Annotated in this window: 18 protein-coding genes; 16 read left to right on the top strand and 2 right to left on the bottom strand. The window is 39.6% G+C overall.

Annotated features, from left to right (window positions below; translation table 11 throughout):
* Positions 1–225: 225 nt before the first annotated feature.
* The 5 genes from rsmI to FUT79_RS01000 all read left to right on the top strand — a co-directional run bounded on the left by rsmI (position 226) and on the right by FUT79_RS01000 (position 4443).
* On the top strand, positions 226–900 hold the full coding sequence (gene rsmI / locus FUT79_RS01020) for a 16S rRNA (cytidine(1402)-2'-O)-methyltransferase (protein WP_002700690.1): 675 nt from the start codon (positions 226–228) through the stop codon (positions 898–900).
* 47 nt (positions 901–947) lie between these two features.
* The gene (locus tag FUT79_RS01015; protein WP_024751829.1) at positions 948–1229 is read left to right on the top strand and encodes a flagellar biosynthesis anti-sigma factor FlgM; all 282 of its coding nucleotides are present in this window, start codon (positions 948–950) and stop codon (positions 1227–1229) included.
* A gap of 83 nt (positions 1230–1312) precedes the next feature.
* On the top strand, positions 1313–2461 hold the full coding sequence (locus tag FUT79_RS01010) for an iron-containing alcohol dehydrogenase (RefSeq protein WP_002700693.1): 1149 nt from the start codon (positions 1313–1315) through the stop codon (positions 2459–2461).
* A gap of 22 nt (positions 2462–2483) precedes the next feature.
* Positions 2484–3290, top strand: a complete 807-nt coding sequence (locus FUT79_RS01005; RefSeq protein ID WP_024751828.1) for a TrmH family RNA methyltransferase — start codon at positions 2484–2486, stop codon at positions 3288–3290.
* 397 nt (positions 3291–3687) lie between these two features.
* On the top strand, positions 3688–4443 hold the full coding sequence (locus FUT79_RS01000; RefSeq protein WP_044634431.1) for a formate/nitrite transporter family protein: 756 nt from the start codon (positions 3688–3690) through the stop codon (positions 4441–4443).
* 39 nt (positions 4444–4482) lie between these two features.
* Here the strand turns inward: FUT79_RS01000 and FUT79_RS00995 are convergent, their stop codons facing one another.
* The gene (locus tag FUT79_RS00995) at positions 4483–5259 is read right to left on the bottom strand and encodes a carbon-nitrogen family hydrolase (protein ID WP_148884390.1); all 777 of its coding nucleotides are present in this window, start codon (positions 5257–5259) and stop codon (positions 4483–4485) included.
* A 151-nt stretch (positions 5260–5410) separates the two neighbouring features.
* Here FUT79_RS00995 and rd point away from each other — a divergent pair, with 151 nt between their 5' ends.
* The 8 genes from rd (at position 5411) to FUT79_RS00950 (ending at position 16082) form a co-directional block, all read left to right on the top strand.
* Positions 5411–5572, top strand: a complete 162-nt coding sequence (gene rd / locus FUT79_RS00990) for a rubredoxin (protein WP_002700699.1) — start codon at positions 5411–5413, stop codon at positions 5570–5572.
* Positions 5573–5612: 40 nt separating this feature from the next.
* Positions 5613–5897, top strand: a complete 285-nt coding sequence (locus FUT79_RS00985; RefSeq protein WP_002700700.1) for a hypothetical protein — start codon at positions 5613–5615, stop codon at positions 5895–5897.
* Between the two features lie 197 nt (positions 5898–6094).
* Positions 6095–7969, top strand: coding sequence for a methyl-accepting chemotaxis protein (locus FUT79_RS00980; protein ID WP_148889199.1), 1875 nt, complete (start codon positions 6095–6097; stop codon positions 7967–7969).
* Between the two features lie 427 nt (positions 7970–8396).
* Positions 8397–9698, top strand: coding sequence for a hemolysin family protein (locus FUT79_RS00970; protein ID WP_024751767.1), 1302 nt, complete (start codon positions 8397–8399; stop codon positions 9696–9698).
* Positions 9695–10951 carry a hemolysin family protein gene (locus FUT79_RS00965; RefSeq protein WP_024751766.1) on the top strand — a complete coding sequence of 419 codons (1257 nt, stop codon included), beginning with the start codon at positions 9695–9697 and terminating at the stop codon, positions 10949–10951. The genes FUT79_RS00970 and FUT79_RS00965 overlap by 4 nt, the downstream gene beginning before the upstream one ends.
* Before the next feature lie 781 nt (positions 10952–11732).
* A complete protein-coding gene (locus FUT79_RS00960) occupies positions 11733–12365 on the top strand; it encodes a bifunctional 2-keto-4-hydroxyglutarate aldolase/2-keto-3-deoxy-6-phosphogluconate aldolase (protein ID WP_002696846.1) in 633 nt (210 codons plus the stop codon).
* Entirely contained in the window at positions 12358–13383 is a 1026-nt protein-coding gene (locus tag FUT79_RS00955; protein WP_002696848.1) for a sugar kinase, read from the top strand. The genes FUT79_RS00960 and FUT79_RS00955 overlap by 8 nt, the downstream gene beginning before the upstream one ends.
* Before the next feature lie 125 nt (positions 13384–13508).
* On the top strand, positions 13509–16082 hold the full coding sequence (locus FUT79_RS00950) for a beta-galactosidase (RefSeq protein WP_206172837.1): 2574 nt from the start codon (positions 13509–13511) through the stop codon (positions 16080–16082).
* A gap of 686 nt (positions 16083–16768) precedes the next feature.
* Here the strand turns inward: FUT79_RS00950 and FUT79_RS00945 are convergent.
* Entirely contained in the window at positions 16769–17143 is a 375-nt protein-coding gene (locus FUT79_RS00945; RefSeq protein WP_148889198.1) for a hypothetical protein, read from the bottom strand.
* A 266-nt stretch (positions 17144–17409) separates the two neighbouring features.
* Here FUT79_RS00945 and FUT79_RS00940 point away from each other — a divergent pair, with 266 nt between their 5' ends.
* The 3 genes from FUT79_RS00940 (at position 17410) to FUT79_RS00930 (ending at position 20016) form a co-directional block, all read left to right on the top strand.
* Complete coding sequence (locus FUT79_RS00940) at positions 17410–18384, top strand: GGDEF domain-containing protein (RefSeq protein WP_024751761.1); 975 nt, start codon at positions 17410–17412, stop codon at positions 18382–18384.
* Entirely contained in the window at positions 18381–19355 is a 975-nt protein-coding gene (locus tag FUT79_RS00935) for a GGDEF domain-containing protein (protein ID WP_024751760.1), read from the top strand. Before FUT79_RS00940 ends, FUT79_RS00935 begins: the two co-directional genes overlap by 4 nt.
* A 154-nt stretch (positions 19356–19509) precedes the next feature.
* A complete protein-coding gene (locus tag FUT79_RS00930; protein ID WP_002696396.1) occupies positions 19510–20016 on the top strand; it encodes a hypothetical protein in 507 nt (168 codons plus the stop codon).
* The last annotated feature ends 5 nt before the right edge of the window (positions 20017–20021 follow it).

Genomic DNA, 20021 nt, shown 5'->3' with positions numbered 1-20021 from the left:
GAACCGCCACGGACGGCGGTGGTTCCAAGCAGATAGGTTAGTTTTTGACACGGATGTCAAAAACTAACCCGGACTCTTTTATTGTTACATATTTTTTATTTAAACCGAGTTTGTGCATGCATAAGGTTTCAGCTTGACTATGGTTTGTGTGCGGGGGCAGCCTTATGTCAGTTTTGATACAAAAAATCGGCTTGATTCATTCAATAAAGTATGGTATAGTAAGCTGTGGCAAATTTATACCTTGTTGGGACTCCTATCGGAAATTTGGGAGATATAACAATGCGTGCCTTGGAGACATTCAAAGCGGTTGATGTTATCGCCTGTGAAGATACACGGCATACATTAAAGCTTTTAACTCACTTTGGAATACGCAAACCTTTAGTTTCCTGTAGAGCTCGGAACGAGGAAGAAGCTGCAAAAAAGATAGTTGCATTGCTTGATGAAGGAAAAAATATCGCATATGCAAGCGATGCAGGAACACCGGGAATAAGCGATCCCGGAGCGGTTTTAGTACAATTTGCACGAAAAGCGGAACATACAATAATTCCTATTCCGGGAGTGTCCGCATTTACCGCGCTTGTCAGTGTGTCCGGAAGCAGAGATAAAACGCTTATTTTTGAAGGGTTTTTATCACCAAAGGCGGGAAGGAGAAAAACAAGGCTTACAGAACTTTTTTCGGCAAATGCAGGCTTTGTTTTATATGAATCACCCTATAGAATTGTAAAGCTTTTACAAGATATTGCCGAGATTGATAAAGAACGAAGAATTACTGTCGGAAGAGAGCTTACAAAGTTGCACGAAGAGCTTATTTCCGGCTCTGCTGAAGAAGTATTAAACGAAATGGCTGCACGGACTGCAATAAAAGGCGAAATTGCTGTCTTTGTGTCCGGAAGGTCTTAATTTTTTTAATAAATTAGCCGATAATGTAGCTAAGAAGGTAGGGACTTATGATGATTGATAAGTTGGGCGGCATTGATCCGCTAAAAAATTTACAAAATACTCAAAAAACACGCCAAGCGGAAAAGCCGATGGAATCCGATTCTATCTCTGTTTCAAAAGAGGCTCAAATAAAATCCGAGATTTATCTGGCTATGCAAAGTGTTCGAGCTGCCCCCGAAATTAGAGAAGATAAAATTGCCGAAGTTGAAAAAAAACTTGCGGATCCTGAGTATATTAATAAAGTGCTGGACTCAGCAGCGGATAAAATTATAGAAGCTTACGGGTTTTGAATTTGAAATAAAACATAGAAAAAGGCGGGAAAATGTCCCGCCTTTTTTTTACCAATATGTATACTGAATTAAGAGGATAAAGTATGGCAGATTTTATATTTAAACCGCTTCCTAATATTATATTGGGAAATTATTCCTTGCTAAGAATAGGAGGTGAAGTAGAAAAATTCGGATCTTCTTTTATGTTGATAATTGATCCGATGCTAAAAGGAACGGATTTATTAAAAACAATTACTTCATCCTTGGAAAAAAAAGGTATTTCAACTCTTGTGTTTGACGGTATCGGTTCCGCAGCCGAAACAGCGGTTATCAACCGCGCTTTGGAACTTGCACGGGCAGCGCATATCGGAGGAGTTATCTATGCCGGAGGGATTGCTCCCGCCGGGGTGGGACGAGCTGTTGCCGCTCTTTATAACGAATCCGATGATATCTATGATTATGTTGAAGGGAAACCTTGCAAAGCGGACTCTTTACCTTTTATCGCAATTCCGACAACATGCAGAGATCCGTTTAGTTTTTCAGGATTGAGTCCGGTACTGGACTCACGGAACGGAAAATTGAGTTTATTAAAAGTGCCGGAAAAACTTTGCAGTCTTTGTATTTTTGATCCGGGGTGTTACTCGGAAGTTGCTCCTAATGCGGCGATTGCAATGATTTTGCAAGGCATAGGTATGGCTTTTGAAGGTTATTCATCAACAAAAACAAATTTTTTTTCAGAAACCGTACTTGGAAAAGCAATTGAGCTTTTTTTAATCTCTTTGGATCCTCAGCGTGATAAACTTGTAGGAGTCCCGCGGGAAGAGCTTATTGCGCAAGCCGCCTGCCTTACCTCAATCGGGCTTGCATCTTCAGCTCCCGGTCTCGGTACTGCTATGGCACTTACCTGCTCAGGAAGATATAAAATCTCGAGTTCTCTTATATCAACCATTCTTTTACCACATGTCTTAAATTATAGTATCAGCTCAAGCCTTAATAAAATTCTTATTTTAGCTAGAATGTTAAAGATGGATACTAAGGGCATGGAGCCGCTTGCAATAGCGCTTGCAACAATTGATGAAGTGAGACGTTTGCTTGCACAAGCGAACCTGCCAACACGGTTAAAGGATCTTAATTTAACTATTGAACAACTGGTGCCTGTAGCGGAAGATTCAATGAAGCTAAGTTTTATAAATTATATTCCTTATTCAATGACAAGTAATGATATTTTTGAAATATTAAAGCAAGCATATTAAAATATCTGCTAAAATATTTACAATGATAGAAATTTATAAGCTTTCCGATTTGCCTGCAAAACAGCGGGACAGAAAAATACTGAAAATTCTGGAGCTTGCAGAACAGGCGTTGCAAAACAAACAAGAGCTGCCTTTTGATGAATTTTACTTGCAGGGCTTATTTAAAATAGCAAAAGAAAAAATCAGCATAAGCCCTGCACTTTTGAAAGACTTGCAGAAAGAAACTGTTCTTTCAAAAGAAAGAGTGTTATTTCTTATCAATTCGTTGCGGCACGAATTATATTCCATAACAGGCTCCCTGCCTTCGGAGTGGGATTTAATTTTTCCTCAATTAAAAAATAATTCACAACGAGATTGCGCCGTCCGTCCCTTTTTTAGCGGGACGGCGGTATATGTTGAAAATATTCGCGCTCCGTTTAATCTCGGCTCAATTTTTAGAACAGCGGAGGCATTTGGAGCGGAAAAAATCTTTCTTTCCGAAGACTGTGTTTCTCCTCAACAGCCCCGCGCAATACGCTCCGCAATGGGTACTATTGAGCTTGTTCCGTGGGAACATCGTGCGTTAGAAAAACTGCCAAGCGATTTACCAGTTTTTGCCTTGGAGACAGGCGGCACCCCGATGCATTCATTTCGGTTTCCCGAAAAAGGTATTGTTATGATCGGCTCCGAAGAGCTTGGACTTTCGCCGCAAGCTTTACGAAGAGCAACAGCGGGGACGGTTTCCATTCCAATGTACGGTTCTAAAGCTTCGATAAATGTCGGCGTTGCTTTCGGTATTCTTATGCACGCATGGATTGAGGCGGCAAAGCATACCAATGAAAATTTGTGATTTTTTATTGCGCCTAAAGCATTACTAAAAACCGTTTGCACAATACAAACATATCTGCATTGCTTCCAAGTCGGATTCAGCATCCCTATGGTAAATTGCCCACCCTTGCGCCGTGTCGAGCTCTTTTTTTATAAAATTTTTTAGGATTCGTATTAAAATCCAAAGAAGAGTGCACTTGTTCATGCGTAGGACACTGTTAAGTTAAATCGATAATTTTTATTTACAAAAGCTAAAAAATATCTTCGCTTATTTGGCAATTTAAAATAATTTACTTTCTATCTCTCTATCTAATTGATAAATATTTCTCAATAGTGTAGATTATTGCCGCATGACATACGTTTTGCTATTTTGCGGATTCAAAAATGGGAATCTACATGTATGAGGAGAATAAAATTATATGTATAAAGAAGTTCTTGAAAATTTGACTCATTCAAGCGGCATCAAATTTTCCATGTATAAAAATTCCAAGCGTAAGTATACCGTGTCGAGTGCCATGGCAGGATTTTATATCGGCATCGGAATACTGATAATGGGACTGAGCATCGCAATTTTTGGAAGATACGGAACGGGCGTTGACAGCTTGGTAAACGGATTTGTATTTACACTTGCTCTTTCGCTGGTGATGATGGCGGGCGGAGATCTTTTTACCGGAAATATTTTGGTTCATTCACAAGGGGCTCTTAACAAAGAAATAACTGCATTGGATGCTGTCAGCGTTTGCACGTATTCATGGTTTGGGAATTTTATCGGCGCTCTGTTGCTCAGTCTGCTGTTTTTTGCAACAGGAATAAAGGATTTACCGATAGGAGAGGCTCTTGCCCATCTTGCCGTAAAAAAAGGAAGCTATGCACCGCAGGTGATTTTCTTCAAAGGCATACTTTGCAACGTATTGGTTTGCCTTGCTGTCTTATGTTGCTATAAACTAAAAAGCGAATCAGCAAAACTTATTATGATTTTTTGGTGTATCTTACCGTTTATTTCGTTAGGGTTTGAACACTCTGTTGCAAACATGACTGTTTTTAGCTTAGGACTTATGCTGTCAAAAGAAGTAACTTTCTCAATGGCTGCAACAAACCTTATCTTTGCCACATTGGGAAATATTGCCGGCGGGCTCTTAGTTTCTTTCAGCTATTTTATCATTGGAAAAGAATGAGAAAAATACATAGCAAACATCAAACTTTACACACTCTTTTTAATAAAGCTCTTCTCGTCTATCTTTGAATACATTGATGTGTGCCCGGATATTTTGAATAACGGATAAATCGATTTCGCCTGTTTTAATTCCGTTGATAGTATCGGGCACTACAATATACTGACCCCACGGATCAATAACAGCTGAGCGCCCGCCGAATTGCACGGAGGGAGCTTGTCCGGTGGAATTTACCGCTACTACAAACATTTGGTTTTCTATCGCACGAGCTCTGTTTAATATATCCCAATGCAAACTACGGACGGTAGGCCATGCTGCGGGCAAAAATAAAACCTGCACATCTGCAAGGGCGTATTTTCTAATCCATTCGGGAAATCTGACATCATAACAAATGGCTACTCCGCATTTTACACCGTCAATTTCAAAAGTACTTATTTGATTACCCCGCTCAAAAAGTCCGTACTCTCTCGAAGGAGAAAATAAATGCGCTTTGTTGTAACTTGCTATTTCTTTTCCGGCTCTGTCATAAACATAGCAGGTGTTGTAAAGCTTTCCGTCTCTTTTACTTGCAACAGAGCCGCCGACAATGTTGACGCAAAATTCTTTGGCGAAATTTGAAAGAAAAGCCTTTGCCCTTTTTGAATCGAGATCGGCTAAGTTTTCTATATTCTCAAAAATAAAGGACGTGTTCCACATTTCGGGCAAAACAATTACATCAGGCTTTTCTTTTGACGCGTCCCGAATGCCTTCTTCAATCGTATGAAAATTCTTTTCGACATCACCAAGCGCTAAGCTACATTGTATAATTGATACTTTCATCTTTTCCTCTCTTACGGTATGTATTCAATAAAATATATTATAACAATTTAAGATTTTTTTAAACGTGTATTTTTTTATTTTTTATACTTGTCAATGAAATAAAAAAAAGATATACTTTAGACTTCAATACATTAAATTAGGAGTATAAATTATGGATAAGTATACATGCGATCTTTGCGGTTATGAGTATGATCCCGCAGTCGGCGATCCCGATGGAGGAATTGCCCCGGGAACTGCATTTGAAGACATTCCTGATGACTGGGTTTGTCCTCTTTGCGGAGCAGGCAAAGACAGCTTTGTAAAAGTAAAATAAACAGCCGAATATTCGTGCATTTACGTAATTGGGATACATAATGAAAAAAGATGATTTTATCAGTTCGATAGGATACGATGGCCCCGCTGCTATTGTAGATAGAGCAAGAAAAGTAAAAAACGCGGGAAAGAGTTTGACAACGCTTTTGGAAGAAGGAAGTTTTAGAGCGGCAACAGCCCTTGCGCTCTATAATGATTCCGAAGAGGATTTACAAACTGTTGCGGATTATTATAATAAGCTTGCGGGCTCTTCATATACCGCGACAACAATTGCCCGTGTTTTCGGCATTGCAAAAGTTGATGTTCCTAAAATACTTTTTTTGTAAATTTTAGCAAATGTTCTGTTTTCCTCATTATTTGAGCTATTATTTCTTTTACATCAAGAGCAATCTACTAAAAATATTCAGTTTTAAATTTTGAGGAAAATAGTTTAAAATTTTTTAATAAACATTCTTTTTTTCTACAAAGACTTGTCTTTAGAATTTATCAATATATAGATATATAAATATTAAATAGGGAACTTATGATGAATAAAAAAAACTTTAGTATAAAATACAAAATATCGCTATTTTCTTTTCTTGGTTTGATTCTCTTTTATACGGTATTTATTTTATTTAACTTATATTCTATTTTACAATATGGCAGGCATATGCTCGCCGCTCAAAAAGATATTATGCATCATGCGTATGATGAAAAAATAAGAAATCAGGTAGAAAATATTATTTCTTTAATTGATTCGTATGATACTCTATATAAAAAAGAAGGACTTACAACAGAAGAATGTCAAAAAAAAATAAAAGAGGTTATACGTAATATACGTTATGGAGACGAGGGATATTTTTGGATAGATACTTTCGACGGCAAAAATATTTTACTTCCTCCAAAACCGGAGGTTGAAGGCAGTAATCGCTTAGGCTGGAAAGATGTGCATAATATTCCAATGGTCAAAGAGTTTATCGAAATAGGTAAAAAAGAAGGCGGTGGTTTTTTGGATTATTGGTATCCGAAGCTTGGCAGCAGCGATCCCCAGCCTAAACGCACGTATACAGCTCCATATAAAAACTACCAATGGGTTATCGGAACCGGAAACTATGTCGATGCTATTCAAACAGAAATTGATAAAAGAGAAAAGAATTTAACCGATTTTCTTTTCAAATCGGTAATCACAAATATAATAATTGCTCTTATATTATCTATTGCATCTATCGCTGCTTTCATCCTGGGCATAAACTACATGGTTGTAAAACCTGTTAGACAGACAGTTTATAATTTAAAAAATATAGCACAAGGAGACGGAGACTTAACAGTTCGGCTGCCGGTCAAAGGAAATGATGAATTTACCGAATTATCAATCTATTTTAATCAAACAATTCAAAAAATCAGAGAATTAGTTCAATCAGTTGCTAATAACTCGGATATAATAAGATGCGTTGGAGAAGATCTTGCAAGTAACGTTACCGAAACGGTTGCTGCAATGAAGCGAATTAGTGCCAATATTGAAAATGTAAACGAGCAAGCTTTGACGCAGTCGGCAAGTGTTATCGAGACAGCAAGCACTACCGAAGAAATTATTCGAACAATAAAACAACTTAATAAAAGCATTGAAAATCAGGCTGCAAGTGTTATTCAGTCATCCTCTTCAATCGAGGAAATGGTTGCGAATATTGCTTCTATCGGAAAAATGCTTGAAGAAAATAAAATAGTTATGGATAACCTTCATAAACAAACCTTACTCGGAAAAGAAGGGGCAGAACTTGCAAACGTCGATGTTGCGAAAATAGCCGAAAGGTCGGTGTATCTCATGGAAGCAAGTCAAATTATTCAGCATATTGCAAGCCAAACGAACTTGCTTGCCATGAATGCGGCAATTGAAGCAGCCCATGCGGGAGACACCGGAAAAGGTTTTGCGGTTGTTGCCGATGAAATCCGTAAACTTGCCGAAGAATCAAATGCGCAGGGAAAAGGGATCGCCTCGAAGATTAAAGAATCTACACAGAGTATTGAACGTCTTACAATTTCGGGGGCGGCGGCAGAAAATGTGTTTAGCGAAGTAGTAATGCTTGCGGAAAAAGCATTGAAACTTGTAGCAGAAATTGATAGCGCAATGAGGGAACAGAAACACGGAAGTGCCGAAGTACTTTCTGCAATCCGCAATATTAATACGGTAACAACAGAAGTAAATAACGGTTCTGCCGAAATGTTGAACGGAAGCAAAACTGTAGCGGAAGAAATGATGAAGCTGGAAAGCTTAACTCGGAATATTACCGGCAGCATGAATGAAATGGCATCCGGTGCGGTCCAAATAGATAATGCAGTGCAGGAAGTTTTCGAAATCGCACAGAAAAACAAGCAAAGCATTGAAAATCTTTCTATAGAGATTAATAAATTTAAAATTTAGAAGATACGAAATAGCTCACTGGTTCCTATGAACCGGGAACCGTCTTCTTGACCCTTTGTTTCAGAGTATTGCCTTAAAGCATCAATACAAAAGATACAAGCTTGAAGCTTTTTAGACTCATAGATGACATAAAAGCATTCTTAATAGCAGTATAGCGTTTTGTAATTAACCTCCTGTTATAAAAATCGGAGCACCAACAATAAGGGACTGCGGATTTAAGCATTCCTATGGTAAATTGCTCGCCGTTGCGCCGTGTCGGGCTCTTTTTATACAATTTTTTATGATTTGCAATGATTATGGATTAAAAATATTATTGAGATATCAACAGAACGCTACACCGATTTATACAAAACATCCTCTTGACCTTCTTTATCTTATTTTATATCATTTTTTAATCTTATGAAAAAACGGATACGTAATATAGTAAATGGATTCCTCTGAGCCTCCTTCGGCGCTTTTGTATGCCGCCGGTTTAATTATTCTTCTTTTATTATCAATGTTTTTTTCTGCATCAGAAACAGCTTTTTTGTCGTTAAATAAATTGCGACTGCGATATCTTTGTGAGTGCAAGGATAAGCGGGCTTTACGCGCTGAAAAAATATTGCAGAATCAACAGTCTTTTTTGTCAACAATTTTAGTGGGTAATAGTATTGTAAACATCGGTGTTTCGGTTATGCTCACAGCGTTTGCCGTATCCGCTTTCGGGGCTGCTGGTTTAAGTTTGGCGATTGCAGTGGGCACTGTGTTGGTGCTTATTTTCGGTGAGATTTTACCAAAATCCGTTGCGCTTGCCTATCCTGACAAGATTGCATTGCATTCCGCAATTTTGGTGCAGTTTTTTATGAGCGTCCTTTCTCCCTTTGTGTTTGTGTTTTCATTTTTAGCAACACTATTCTTGCGCTTGTTTAATATTAAGGATAGTCATACCGCAGTGCAGGTTACCGAAGAAGATTTGCAAGATTTTTTTGCTTCAGGAGAAGAAAGCGGCGTTATCGCCCCTGATGAACGAGTGCTTTTTGATAAGATTCTGCATTATGCGGATTTTACCGCTCGTACGATTATGACGCCGCGAAAGAAAATTGCCGCCTTATCTATTCATGCGGATATGCAGGAAATCCTTGATTTATCAAAAGAGTCCCGCTTTTCCCGATTTCCGGTGTATGAAACCGATATCGATAATATTATCGGAATTTTTTATTTAAAAGATTTTTTGTTTTCCGATGAGAATGCCGCTCTTATCGGTTTTTCCGAAGCTCAAGATTTTGATATTAAACATTTTTTGCGCAAACCTCTTTTTGTGTTTGAGACAACGGGACTCGTACAATTGCAGGAAAAATTTCATAATGAAAAAAGAAACATGGCGGTAGTGCTTGATGAATACGGTGGAACTGCCGGTATTGTTACGGTTGAAGATTTAAACGAGGAAATATTCGGCTCCATTCTTGATGAGTACGATGCGGATATGGAATCCGAGGTGGTAAAAACTCCTTCGCGCAATTCATTTACCGTAGTTGGTTCTTTGCGCTTGAATGAATTAAACGAACTTTTAAATGCTGATTTTGATTCTGAATACCATGATACGGCAGGCGGTTTGGTTTTGGAAAAACTCGGCAGTATTCCTGAAAAAGGCGTTACAGTACATATTGATGGCTGGCTTTTTACTGTTTTAGAAGTACAAGCTAATCGCATAGAAAAAATTAAGATTGAGCTTTTCGAAGGAGAAGAATGAGTATACAATCTATTATCATCATTATAGAAACCATTATATTAATAGTCTGTGCAGGTTTTTTTGCCGGAACCGAAACCGCTATTACGGCCATCGGTAGGGCGGATGTACGGAAGCTTTCCAAGCAAAAACAAAAAAACTCTGTGCGGCTTACACACTTAGTACGCATAAAAGACAGAATAGTAACAACAACACTTATTTACACAAACTTTATCAACATGCTTGCCTCTGCCTTGATTACCGCTTTCACAATTGAGATGTTCGGAAATAACTACTTATTTATTGCAACCATCATTACCACCTCGTTAATTATTTTATTTGCGGAGATTATTCCTAAGGCGGTTTGTGCATATTATCCGGTTTTAATTGGTAAGCGCGCAAGTGCGATTTTATATTTTTTCTATATACTCTTATATCCTGTGGTGCTTTTTTTTAGCGGCTTATCGGGCATAACAATTAAACTTTTTTCCGGCACGCATAAAAAAATTCGGAATATTTCCGAAGAAGAGCTGAAAGCGTTAATAAAGATTTCTACCGAAGACGGAGCGGTAAAAGACGGTGAAAACTACTTACTCAGCAAAGCAACGCGATTGAGAAATTTAAAACTGCGAAATATTATGACAACGCGCACGGACATTATTGCAGTTGAACATGATGTATCAATTGATGAAATCATACAAAAATTTCGAGAAAGCAGGTTTTCGCGCTTACCGGTATATGATAAAACAAATGATTCGATAATCGGAATAATTCATTATAAGGATGTATTGTTTTATAAAACAGCAAAAAAGCACGACAGCATTATCTCGCTTATTCGAGAAACAACCTTTGTGCCGGAAACATCGAATGTATTTTCCGTTATTAAAGCGATGAAAAACAGTAAACACAATATGGCAATTGTCATTGATGAGCATGGCGGCACCGCCGGCTTAATCACAATGGATGATATCATAGCAGCGGTATTCGGTACCATTCAAGATGAGTACGGCGGCGCATCGGTTAATTACGGCCTGCGCCTGATAGGCAAAAGCAGATTACATTTTTCAGGTGAAATGCCGATTGCCAAGCTCAATGAGATTTTACATGCCCAACTTTCCTCCGAATATTACGACACAATGGGCGGACTTTTACTAGAAGCTTTTGAGCAGCTGCCCGCGCCGAACAGCAGCATCACCATCAACGGAATTCTTTTTACCGTCAAAAAAGTTATGAACAGACAAATCACTTCTATCATCGCCGACATTCCGCAAAACTAAATTACAGAAAGCTTTTTTCGAATCGCATTTTTTTCATTAAAAAGAGTCCGGCACGGCGCAAGGGCGAACCCTTGGAATTTCTACCTTTGGTTAGTTTTTGACACGAATGTCAAAATCAGAACGGGCACGGACGCCCGTGGTTCCATGCAGAAACGATGTTTTAAAGCAAAACTATTTGCAAAGCTTTAAAACTCGCGGGTTAGTTTTTGCCATGGATGTGTAAATCAGAACTGCCACGGATGGCAGTGGTTCCAAACAGAAATGAGTTTTGTCCATACAAAAATGTAAAAGGGCAAAACTCATTGTGAAGCATTGTACACGGATGTCAAAATTCAGAACGGGCACGGACGCCCGTGGTTCCATGCAGAAACGATGTTTTAAAGCAAAACTATTTGCAAAGCTTTAAAACTCGTAGGTTACTTTTTGACACGGATGTCAAAAAGTAACCCGCGTTAGCGGCTTGGAGGGCGGCGAAGCGATTTTTCAAAATCGCGAAGCCGGATCCTTTTTGCGCGCCTAAATTAGCGCAAAAAGAGCCGCAGCGTAAGCGGAGCCCGGAATGACGCGGCGGCGCTGTTTTATTGTGCCGGTGTGTTTTGGCTCGGCACTTTTATGAAAACTTTGCGCCGCAACGCCCGTACCTGTATAACGTTTATTCTTTTCATGTACTTTTCACGCTTGTCATATTCAATCCTTGACAGGTGCGATATTTTTTTATATAATCAAATATGTTTTAGTATCTAGGATGTTGTTTTACTATGCGAAATAGTAGGAGGCGAACATGTCAAAAGCGGAAACTCTTTTAAAAATTAAAGAGAATGGGATTGTTGCGGTTATTCGTGGCAAGGATAAAGAAGAAGCGTTACGGTTTTCAAAGGCTTGCATTGACGGAGGGGTAAAGATACTTGAAATTACTTTTACCGTGCCGGATGCAATCGGCGTATTAAAATCATTACATGACAAGTTAGATACGGACGCAGTTTTAGGAGCGGGAACGGTTTTGGATGCCACAACCGCAAGGTTTGCAATTATGAACGGTGCAAGGTTTGTTGTGTCTCCCGCATTTGATAAAGAGGTTGCAATGCTTTGTAATTTGTATCAGGTGCCGTATATGCCCGGCTGCATGACTCCTACCGAAATTGTTGAAGCATTGAAATACGGGGCGGATGTGATAAAGATATTCCCCGGCTCCGCTTTTGGGCCAAGTTATTTCAGCGCAATTCACGGGCCGCTCCCGCAGGCAAACTTAATGCCCACTGGCGGCGTAAGTGTTGATAATGTCGGCGAATGGATTAAAAACGGCGCCTTTGCGGTAGGCGCAGGCTCTGCACTAGTAAAAGGCAGCAGCGAAGAAATTATCGAAAGAGCAAAAGCCTTTATAAAAAATATTAAGGAGGCAAGAAACAATGGCTAAAAAAGTAATTACGATGGGAGAAATAATGCTGCGGTTGTCAACTCCGGGGCATCAAAGATTTGTGCAGGCAAATTCCTTTGATGCGATTTACGGCGGCGGCGAAGCAAATGTTGCGGTCAGTCTTGCGAATTACGGATTTGATTCATATTTTGTGACCAAGCTGCCTAAGCATGAAATCGGACAGGCGGCAGTAAATGAGTTAAGAAAATACGGTGTGCATACCGATTATATTGCACGGGGCGGCGAGCGAGTCGGCATTTATTTTTCGGAAACAGGGGCATCCATGCGTCCGTCAAAAGTTATTTATGATCGGGCAAATTCTTCCATTGCCGAAGCCCATGTCGAAGATTTTGATTTTAATGAAATCTTCAAAGATGCAAAATGGTTCCACATTTCAGGAATTACGCCGGCAATCAGCAAAAACGGCACCGAGCTTACGCGCGCCGCAATGAAAGCCGCAAAAGCGAATAACGTAACGGTCAGCATCGATCTAAATTACAGAAAAAAACTTTGGACTCCTGAAGAAGCGCAAAGCGTTATGCGCGACCTTATGCAATATGTGGATGTTTGCATCGGTAATGAGGAAGACGCCTCTCTTTGCTTAGGATTTACGCCAAAAGGGCTTGATGTTACAAGCGGCAAAGTACATATTGACGGATACAAAAAAATATTTGAGCAAATGATGGAAGAGTTCGGATTTAAATACGTGGTAAGCTCTTTACGAGAGTCTATTTCAGCATCGGACAACGGTTGGAGTGCCTGCCTATACGATGGAAAAGAATTTTACCACTCAAAAAGATATGACGTGCGCATTATCGACAGAGTAGGCGGCGGAGACTCCTTTGCGTCCGGAATTATCACCGGATTACTTGACGGAAAATCCTCTGCGGACACCTTGGAATTTGCCGTTGCGGCATCCGCATTAAAACACACAATCATAGGCGACTTCAATCATATGAGCAGAGAAGAAGTAGAAAACCTCGTTGCGGGAGATGCTTCGGGAAGGGTTCAACGATAATGTATAATATGCAGCGGAAAAGCCGATTTTCTGCTGCAAATAAATTTGCTGCGTAAATATCGACAACGCAAAAAAATAACAACCGAAGCTTATACAAGATGTTTTTTTCGGTGTATACTTTGACTATGATTCAATTTGACAGTAATTCGTGGATTATTGACGGAAAACGGAAGTTTATTATTTCGGCGGCGGTGCATTATTTTAGGCTGCCGAGGGCGGAATGGGCGGCGGTTATCAGGAAGGCGCGGCTTGGCGGCTGCAATGCAATCGAAACGTATATTGCGTGGAATTATCATGAAACTGCGGAGAAGCAGTGGGATTTTTCAGGCGATAAAGATTTGGCGGCGTTTTTTGCAATTTGCCATGACGAGGGGATGTATGTGATTGTGCGCCCCGGCCCGTATATTTGTGCGGAGTGGGATTTCGGCGGTTTGCCGTATTATCTGAACAATACGGACGGGATTGAGTATCGCTGTTCAAACGCAGCGTATGAACAGGCGGTGCGCCGGTATTTTGAGCGCATCATGCCGATTATTCGGCGGTATCAGCTTGGTTCGGGCGGCAGTATCATCATGGTACAGATTGAGAATGAGTATCACGCCTTTGGAAAAAAAGACCTTGCGCATATTCGCTTTTTGGAAGAGCTTACCAGGGGGTTCGGGATTACGGTTCCGCTGGTGAGTTGTTACGGCGCCGGACGGAATACGGTGGAAATGCGGAATTTCTGGAGCGGTGCGGAGCGTGCGGCGGCGGTTTTGCGGGAACGGCAGAGCGGGCAGCCGCTCGGCATTATGGAGTTTTGGATTGGTTGGTTTGAGCATTGGGGAGGGGAACCGCAAAAGCATAAGCCGGCGGAGGCGGTGCTCTCTCATTGTTTTGAGGCTTTGAAAAGCGGTTTTGTATTCTTCAATTATTATATGTATTTCGGCGGCAGCAATTTCGGTAGTTGGGGCGGCAGAACAATCGGAGCTCATAAGATATTTATGACTCAATCCTATGATTATGATGCGCCGCTTGATGAGTTCGGATTTGAGACGGAAAAGTATCGGCTGTTGGCTGTTTTGCATACGTTTATTGCATGGCTTGAAAATGATTTAACGGCGGGCTCTCTTTTGATTCAGGAGCAGGCTGAGCATGAGCTGTCGGTTACAAAGGCGGAGTATCCTTCCTGCCGTGTGTATTATTATGCGCATACGGGAAAAGAACGGCGGCAGGTTTCTTTGACTCTTGATAATGAAGAATACGATTTCAGCATTCAGCCGGAGTTTTGTACTCCGGTTATTACCGAAAAAAAAATAACGGAGTGGCTTCGGCTTTGTCTTTGTACCGAGATAACAAGCGGATTTTATGCGGATTCCGCAGAAATCTTTATGCGTAAAAATACGCAAGGCATTTTGGTTTTTGAACTTTCCGAAGAGGCGAAAGCGGAAACGCAAAACGGAACTCCGTTGTTTGTTGAGCAGAAGAAAACTCCCGAAGGGCGGTATCGGCTTTCGGTTCAGTGTGTTTATGAAAAAGAGGATGCGCTTGTTTTACGGTGCAAACGTTTTTCGTACACAATACGGCTCCGCTCGTTGGAAAAGCCACGCAGCACACGCTATTTTGACGATTTGCGGCATACAGAAATACAAACAAAAAACTGGCAGTGCCGCCCCGAGGTTTTTGATTTTACTCGGGCAAAAACTTTTGATAATCCGCAGAGCTTCAGCGCAATGGATAGGTTTTCGGGGTATCTTGCCTATCAAACCGAAATAATAAGAAAAGAGTCCGGCAAAACCTTGCTTTTTCTTACAAGTTTGGAAGACCCCGCACTTCTTTTTGTCAACGGTTCTTTTTATTCGGCAATAAAAGAGCTTGGCTGCGTTTGTGTTGAAATTGAGTTGCGTCAAGGAAAGAATAAGCTTGTCTTTGTAGTGCAAAACATGGGACGCTATAATTATACGGCGGGTATCGGTGAGCCGAAGGGCTTAAGCGGGGCGGTGTATGCCGATGCGAAGACGCTGCCGCTTTTAGACGGCTGGAAAATTGATAATGCCGGTGCGTCTTTTTCGCTTGACGCTATGCCGAAAGTTGACGGCGACATTCCCTTTGTGTTTGAGTTTGAAAATCCGCGGTATGATGTCGCCTTTCTTTGCGGCGAAGGGGCGTCGTCCTGTGCCTTAAATGGCAAAGCTTCCAAAGTGCTTTTTGAGGAGCGCACCGCATGGAATAGACTTTTCCATGTGTTTTCCATCGCCGATGCAAGCGCTGCGCTGACAAGCGGAACAAATGAGCTTTACTTGGACGTTTTGCAAAAGGGAACAATCCAAAAACTTTCGCTTTTTTTAGCGGCGGAATCCGATCGGCTGCGGAACTGGAACGTTCGCCCCATTGCTGAAGTGCAGGATTTTCTTTCCGCAAAAAATCTACCGATGTACACCGATACCGGCAAGATTTTTCCCTCATTTTACAAAACAAGGGTTCGGCTGTCGCCTGCGAAAACTCCTGTTCTTGCCGCATACTTGAAGCTCGGCTCTTTGCAAAAAGGCAATATTTACTTTAACGGCTTTGACATCGGACGATTTTGGAACATCGGCCCGCAAACAAAATACAAGATTCCCGTTTCTCTTTTACAAGAAACCAACGAGCTTGTCATTTTTGATGAGTACGGCGCAAACCCGAACGGGGTGAGCCTTTGCATTGTTACCGATAATTGCTAGTATAACGTTTTTTTAATAGCTCGATCAGTTTTTTAATACATCTTATAAAAAAGAGCTCGACACGGCGCAAGGGCGAACAATTTACCATAGAGCGAAGTTTTGAAAATTTACTTTAACTTCGCCTACGAGTTTAAAAGCTTCAATTTTACAAAATAGTCTTGATGCTTTTAAACATCGTTTGGAATTTCGCAAGGGTGAGCAATTTAGCATAGGGATGTTTTATTCGGTAAGTTTTATTGTCGATGCACTCTCGAATGTGAACTTAATTACAAAACGGTATACTAGTATAACGTTTTTTTAATAGCTCGATCAGTTTTTTAATACATCTTATAAAAAAGAGCTCGACACGGCGCAACGGTGGGCAATTTACCATAGGAATGCTAAATCCGCAGTCCCTTATTGTTGATACTCCGATTTTTATAATAGGAAGTTAATTACAAAACGTTATACTAGAGTTGTGCAAACGAAAAACTAACAGCAGGCACTCGAAATGTGTGCCTGCTGTGTAGTGCTCTAATGATGTGTTGGTTATTGATCCTTTGTGAAAACGATTGTTGTAGGTTCTCCTTCTTCGTCAAGCACAACTAAAGTTTTTTCTTCAGTATGTTTTAATACTATTTTGTCATCTTTAATATCGTCTTTTAAAAGAGATTTTAAAATGGGAGGCAGTTTTTCTTTCTGAATGGTTATTGCAACGGTATCTTTGACACTTCATAGGTACCGTTTATCGGTTTCGGTTCTTTTATAAACGATAGCAGCTCTTTTAATTCCTCTATATTTTTTCCTATCGCCTTCGCAATAGGTTCTAAAAACTTATCCAACTCTGGAGAATCCAACATCGATAGCAGCGAATTAAATTCCGGGGCTGAAACTTTGGATAATAAATTTACCTCTGTTTTTGATGTAAATTGAAGCGTAGAAGTAAAGGTAAGGGTTCCTTCTTTTGTTTCATTAACATAGGCGGCACCGGTAAGGTTGGTTTTTAATTTGTTCCCGCAACCGGAAAGTACCGCTAAAGAAACCATCGCTATAAACATAAATAAAATCTTTGTTTTTTTCATTTACATCCTCCTCGTATATTTGTTTGTCGTAAGAATGTATATGCATTTTTTTAACCTGGTTTCAGTGTAACACGTTTTGTTTGGAATATCAAAGGGAAACTTTCATAACCAGGGCTTACGCATGAAAAAGGGGCGGCTGCCACTTGAACCCCGCTTTTGAGTGCTGTCAATAACCAGTGAATATTTCACCCTTAAGAGGGGGAAGGTACAGACAATGTTTTTATTGAGGGTTTCGATTCCAAAGAAAATATGCTATACTGATTTATATGAATATCGAAATGGAAGTTATTGCACCTCTATTGCAGAAAACTTTCCTTTTTTCTGCATGGACCGAAAAAGAATTGCAGGAAATTATATTTCTTTCAGAAATAATTACTGTTGAAGAAGGCAAAACGATATTTTCTCCGGGAGAGCAGGGCTCAAAACTGTATTGCATTTTGAACGGCAATATTCTTATTTTATCCGATTCTGAAAAATCCTTATTAGCGGAATTTGTTGCAGGAGAAATATTCGGCGAATCTGAGCTGCTGACCGAAACCAAATATAATGCCTATGCGGTTGCTGGTAAAAAAACAGAAGTTTTGGCATTTCCCAAAAGTGGAGTGTCTTTAGATGATATTGCAAAGGAAAACCCCGCACTTTTTGCGCATCTTTTAAAATCCTTTTTAATTTTGATTGCACAACGTACACGGCAGGCAAATGCTCTTATAAAAGAAAACTCTCCTATAATGCGTGAGCTGCGAAAACAGGTATACGGCGATAAATTAACAGGCTTATTGAATAAGGCGTACATTGAAGAAAATTTATCCAAATACTTAAAAAACGATATTACATCGCTCATTATGATGAAACCCGATAACTTTAAATACATTAATGATAACTTTGGGCATAAAGCGGGAGATGCAATACTGGTGCTTATTGCAAACAATTTAAGCCATTTTATCCATACTGATTCTGTGCTTATTCGCTACCAAGGAAATGAATTTGCAGTAATTACACCGAGTACATCAAGAGAAAAAGCTTTATCGCTTGCGGAAGAAATCCAAAATTTTCTACACACTCTTGATATCTCTTCAGTAACGATGAAAGATGACGTTTTCCTTTCTATGAGTCTTGGTATTGCCTTATATCCCGAGCATGCGCAAACAGCCGAAGCGCTTATTGCTCGTTGTGTGAACCTTCCGTTAGACGGACGATTGCAAGGCGGCGGGAAAATTCTTTTTCCGGAGGCAGATTCATGAATGAAAAAAAGAAAAAATGGCTGGGAATTTTACAACAATCAAAAATCTTTTCAAATCTTTCACAAAAACAAATTGAGTCTTTTGCATCATTAATGTTTTATTGTGAGTTTGAACCAAGCAGACCGCTTGTATATGAAGGAGAGGTTGGAAATGAGCTATTTATTATCGTTGAAGGTTCTGTTGCCATTTCAGTAAAATCGGGAGAAGAGAACATTGAGTTGGCACGTCTTTTTGCCGGCGATTTTTTTGGTGAAATGGCAATGCTTGAGCAAGAACCTCGATCTGCTTCTTGCATTGCAAGGGAAAATACTTGCTGCCTTGCATTAAAATCAAAAGATTTTTCACAGATAATGGAAAAAGAGCCTGAACTTGCAAGCATTGTACTGAATAACATGCTTTCAATCACTTCCGAGAGATTAGTACATACTGACAGCATTTTCTCGCAAATTATTCAATGGGGTGATGAGGCAAAAAAACGAGCTATCACGGATTCTTTTACGGGACTTTTAAACAGGCGATATTTAGATGAAACTTTTGAAACACTCATCCATACCGAGGTTCGTAAAGGCATGAGGATCAGTTTTGCAATGCTTGATATTGATCATTTTGGAACCTTAAATAAAGAATTCGGGAGTAAATTTTGTGATGATATCTTACTTGAGATTGTTGATGTCTTTAAAAAAGTTTTTGATTCGGATGATATTTTAATTAGATACGGCGGTGATGAATTTTGTTTTATTATACGGGGAGCTTTTGAAAGAGCAAAAAAGCAATGTAGCGATATTTGCTTAAATGTGAATGCTTTAGTATTTCCTCAGCATCCATCTTTAAAAGTGTCATGCTCAATCGGCCTTGTTCATTATAATCTCGGAATGGATACCGCAAAACTTTTACTTGATTCCGATGTTGCTTTATATGAAGCGAAAAAATCGGGAAGAAATTGTGTTTATATAGCTCAAGATACAATTTGAAAAAACGGTTAAACATTCTCAAAAAAATAAAAAGTATTTATTCAATATCAACAATATAGATAAAAAATTATTTTAAATTTACCGCAATACGACTGAAAACAAACTTTATATTTTTTTTTATTTTCCGATATTTATGGATAAGGATGGACTATAAATGAGAAAACCATTGCTTTGTATTTTGCTTGGCGTTTTTACTCTTCTTTTTTCTTATGCAAAGGGAGAAGTGCTCGCTTTTTCTCCCGTACAAAATCGGGGCGCTCATGAAACTGCGGAAGCTGCTACGGAAGCTGTAGGAGATGCGATTTTAGATGTTTTTTTTAATCAAGGCTTTATTGTTACCGGTACACCGCTTATTAAAGGAAGCGAACTTGATTATGAAAATACCGATAATATAAAACAAAGTTTTGAAACCTTACCGGATTATTTGCTTGTTATTTATTGTAATTACTCTTCTGAAGTAGTAAGAGATAAAAAAGGAAATATAACTCCGGATTGGAAAGACATATCATGGCGCCTGGTACGCATTGAATCAAACACTGAAGTTGTTCGCGGAACTGTTAATTTAAAAAAACTGTCACAAAAGACCTTTTCCGGAAAGACAGAAGAAACCGGTTCAATAATAGGTAAAGCGGCATTGAGTTATCTTAAAGCCGACAAATAAGGAAT

Origin of the sequence: Treponema phagedenis, assembly GCF_008153345.1 — a bacterium.
GTDB classification, from domain to species: Bacteria; Spirochaetota; Spirochaetia; order Treponematales; family Treponemataceae; genus Treponema; species Treponema phagedenis.
The sequence above is the reverse complement of the archived record's forward strand: the minus strand, read 5'-3'. Positions and strand labels throughout refer to the sequence as shown.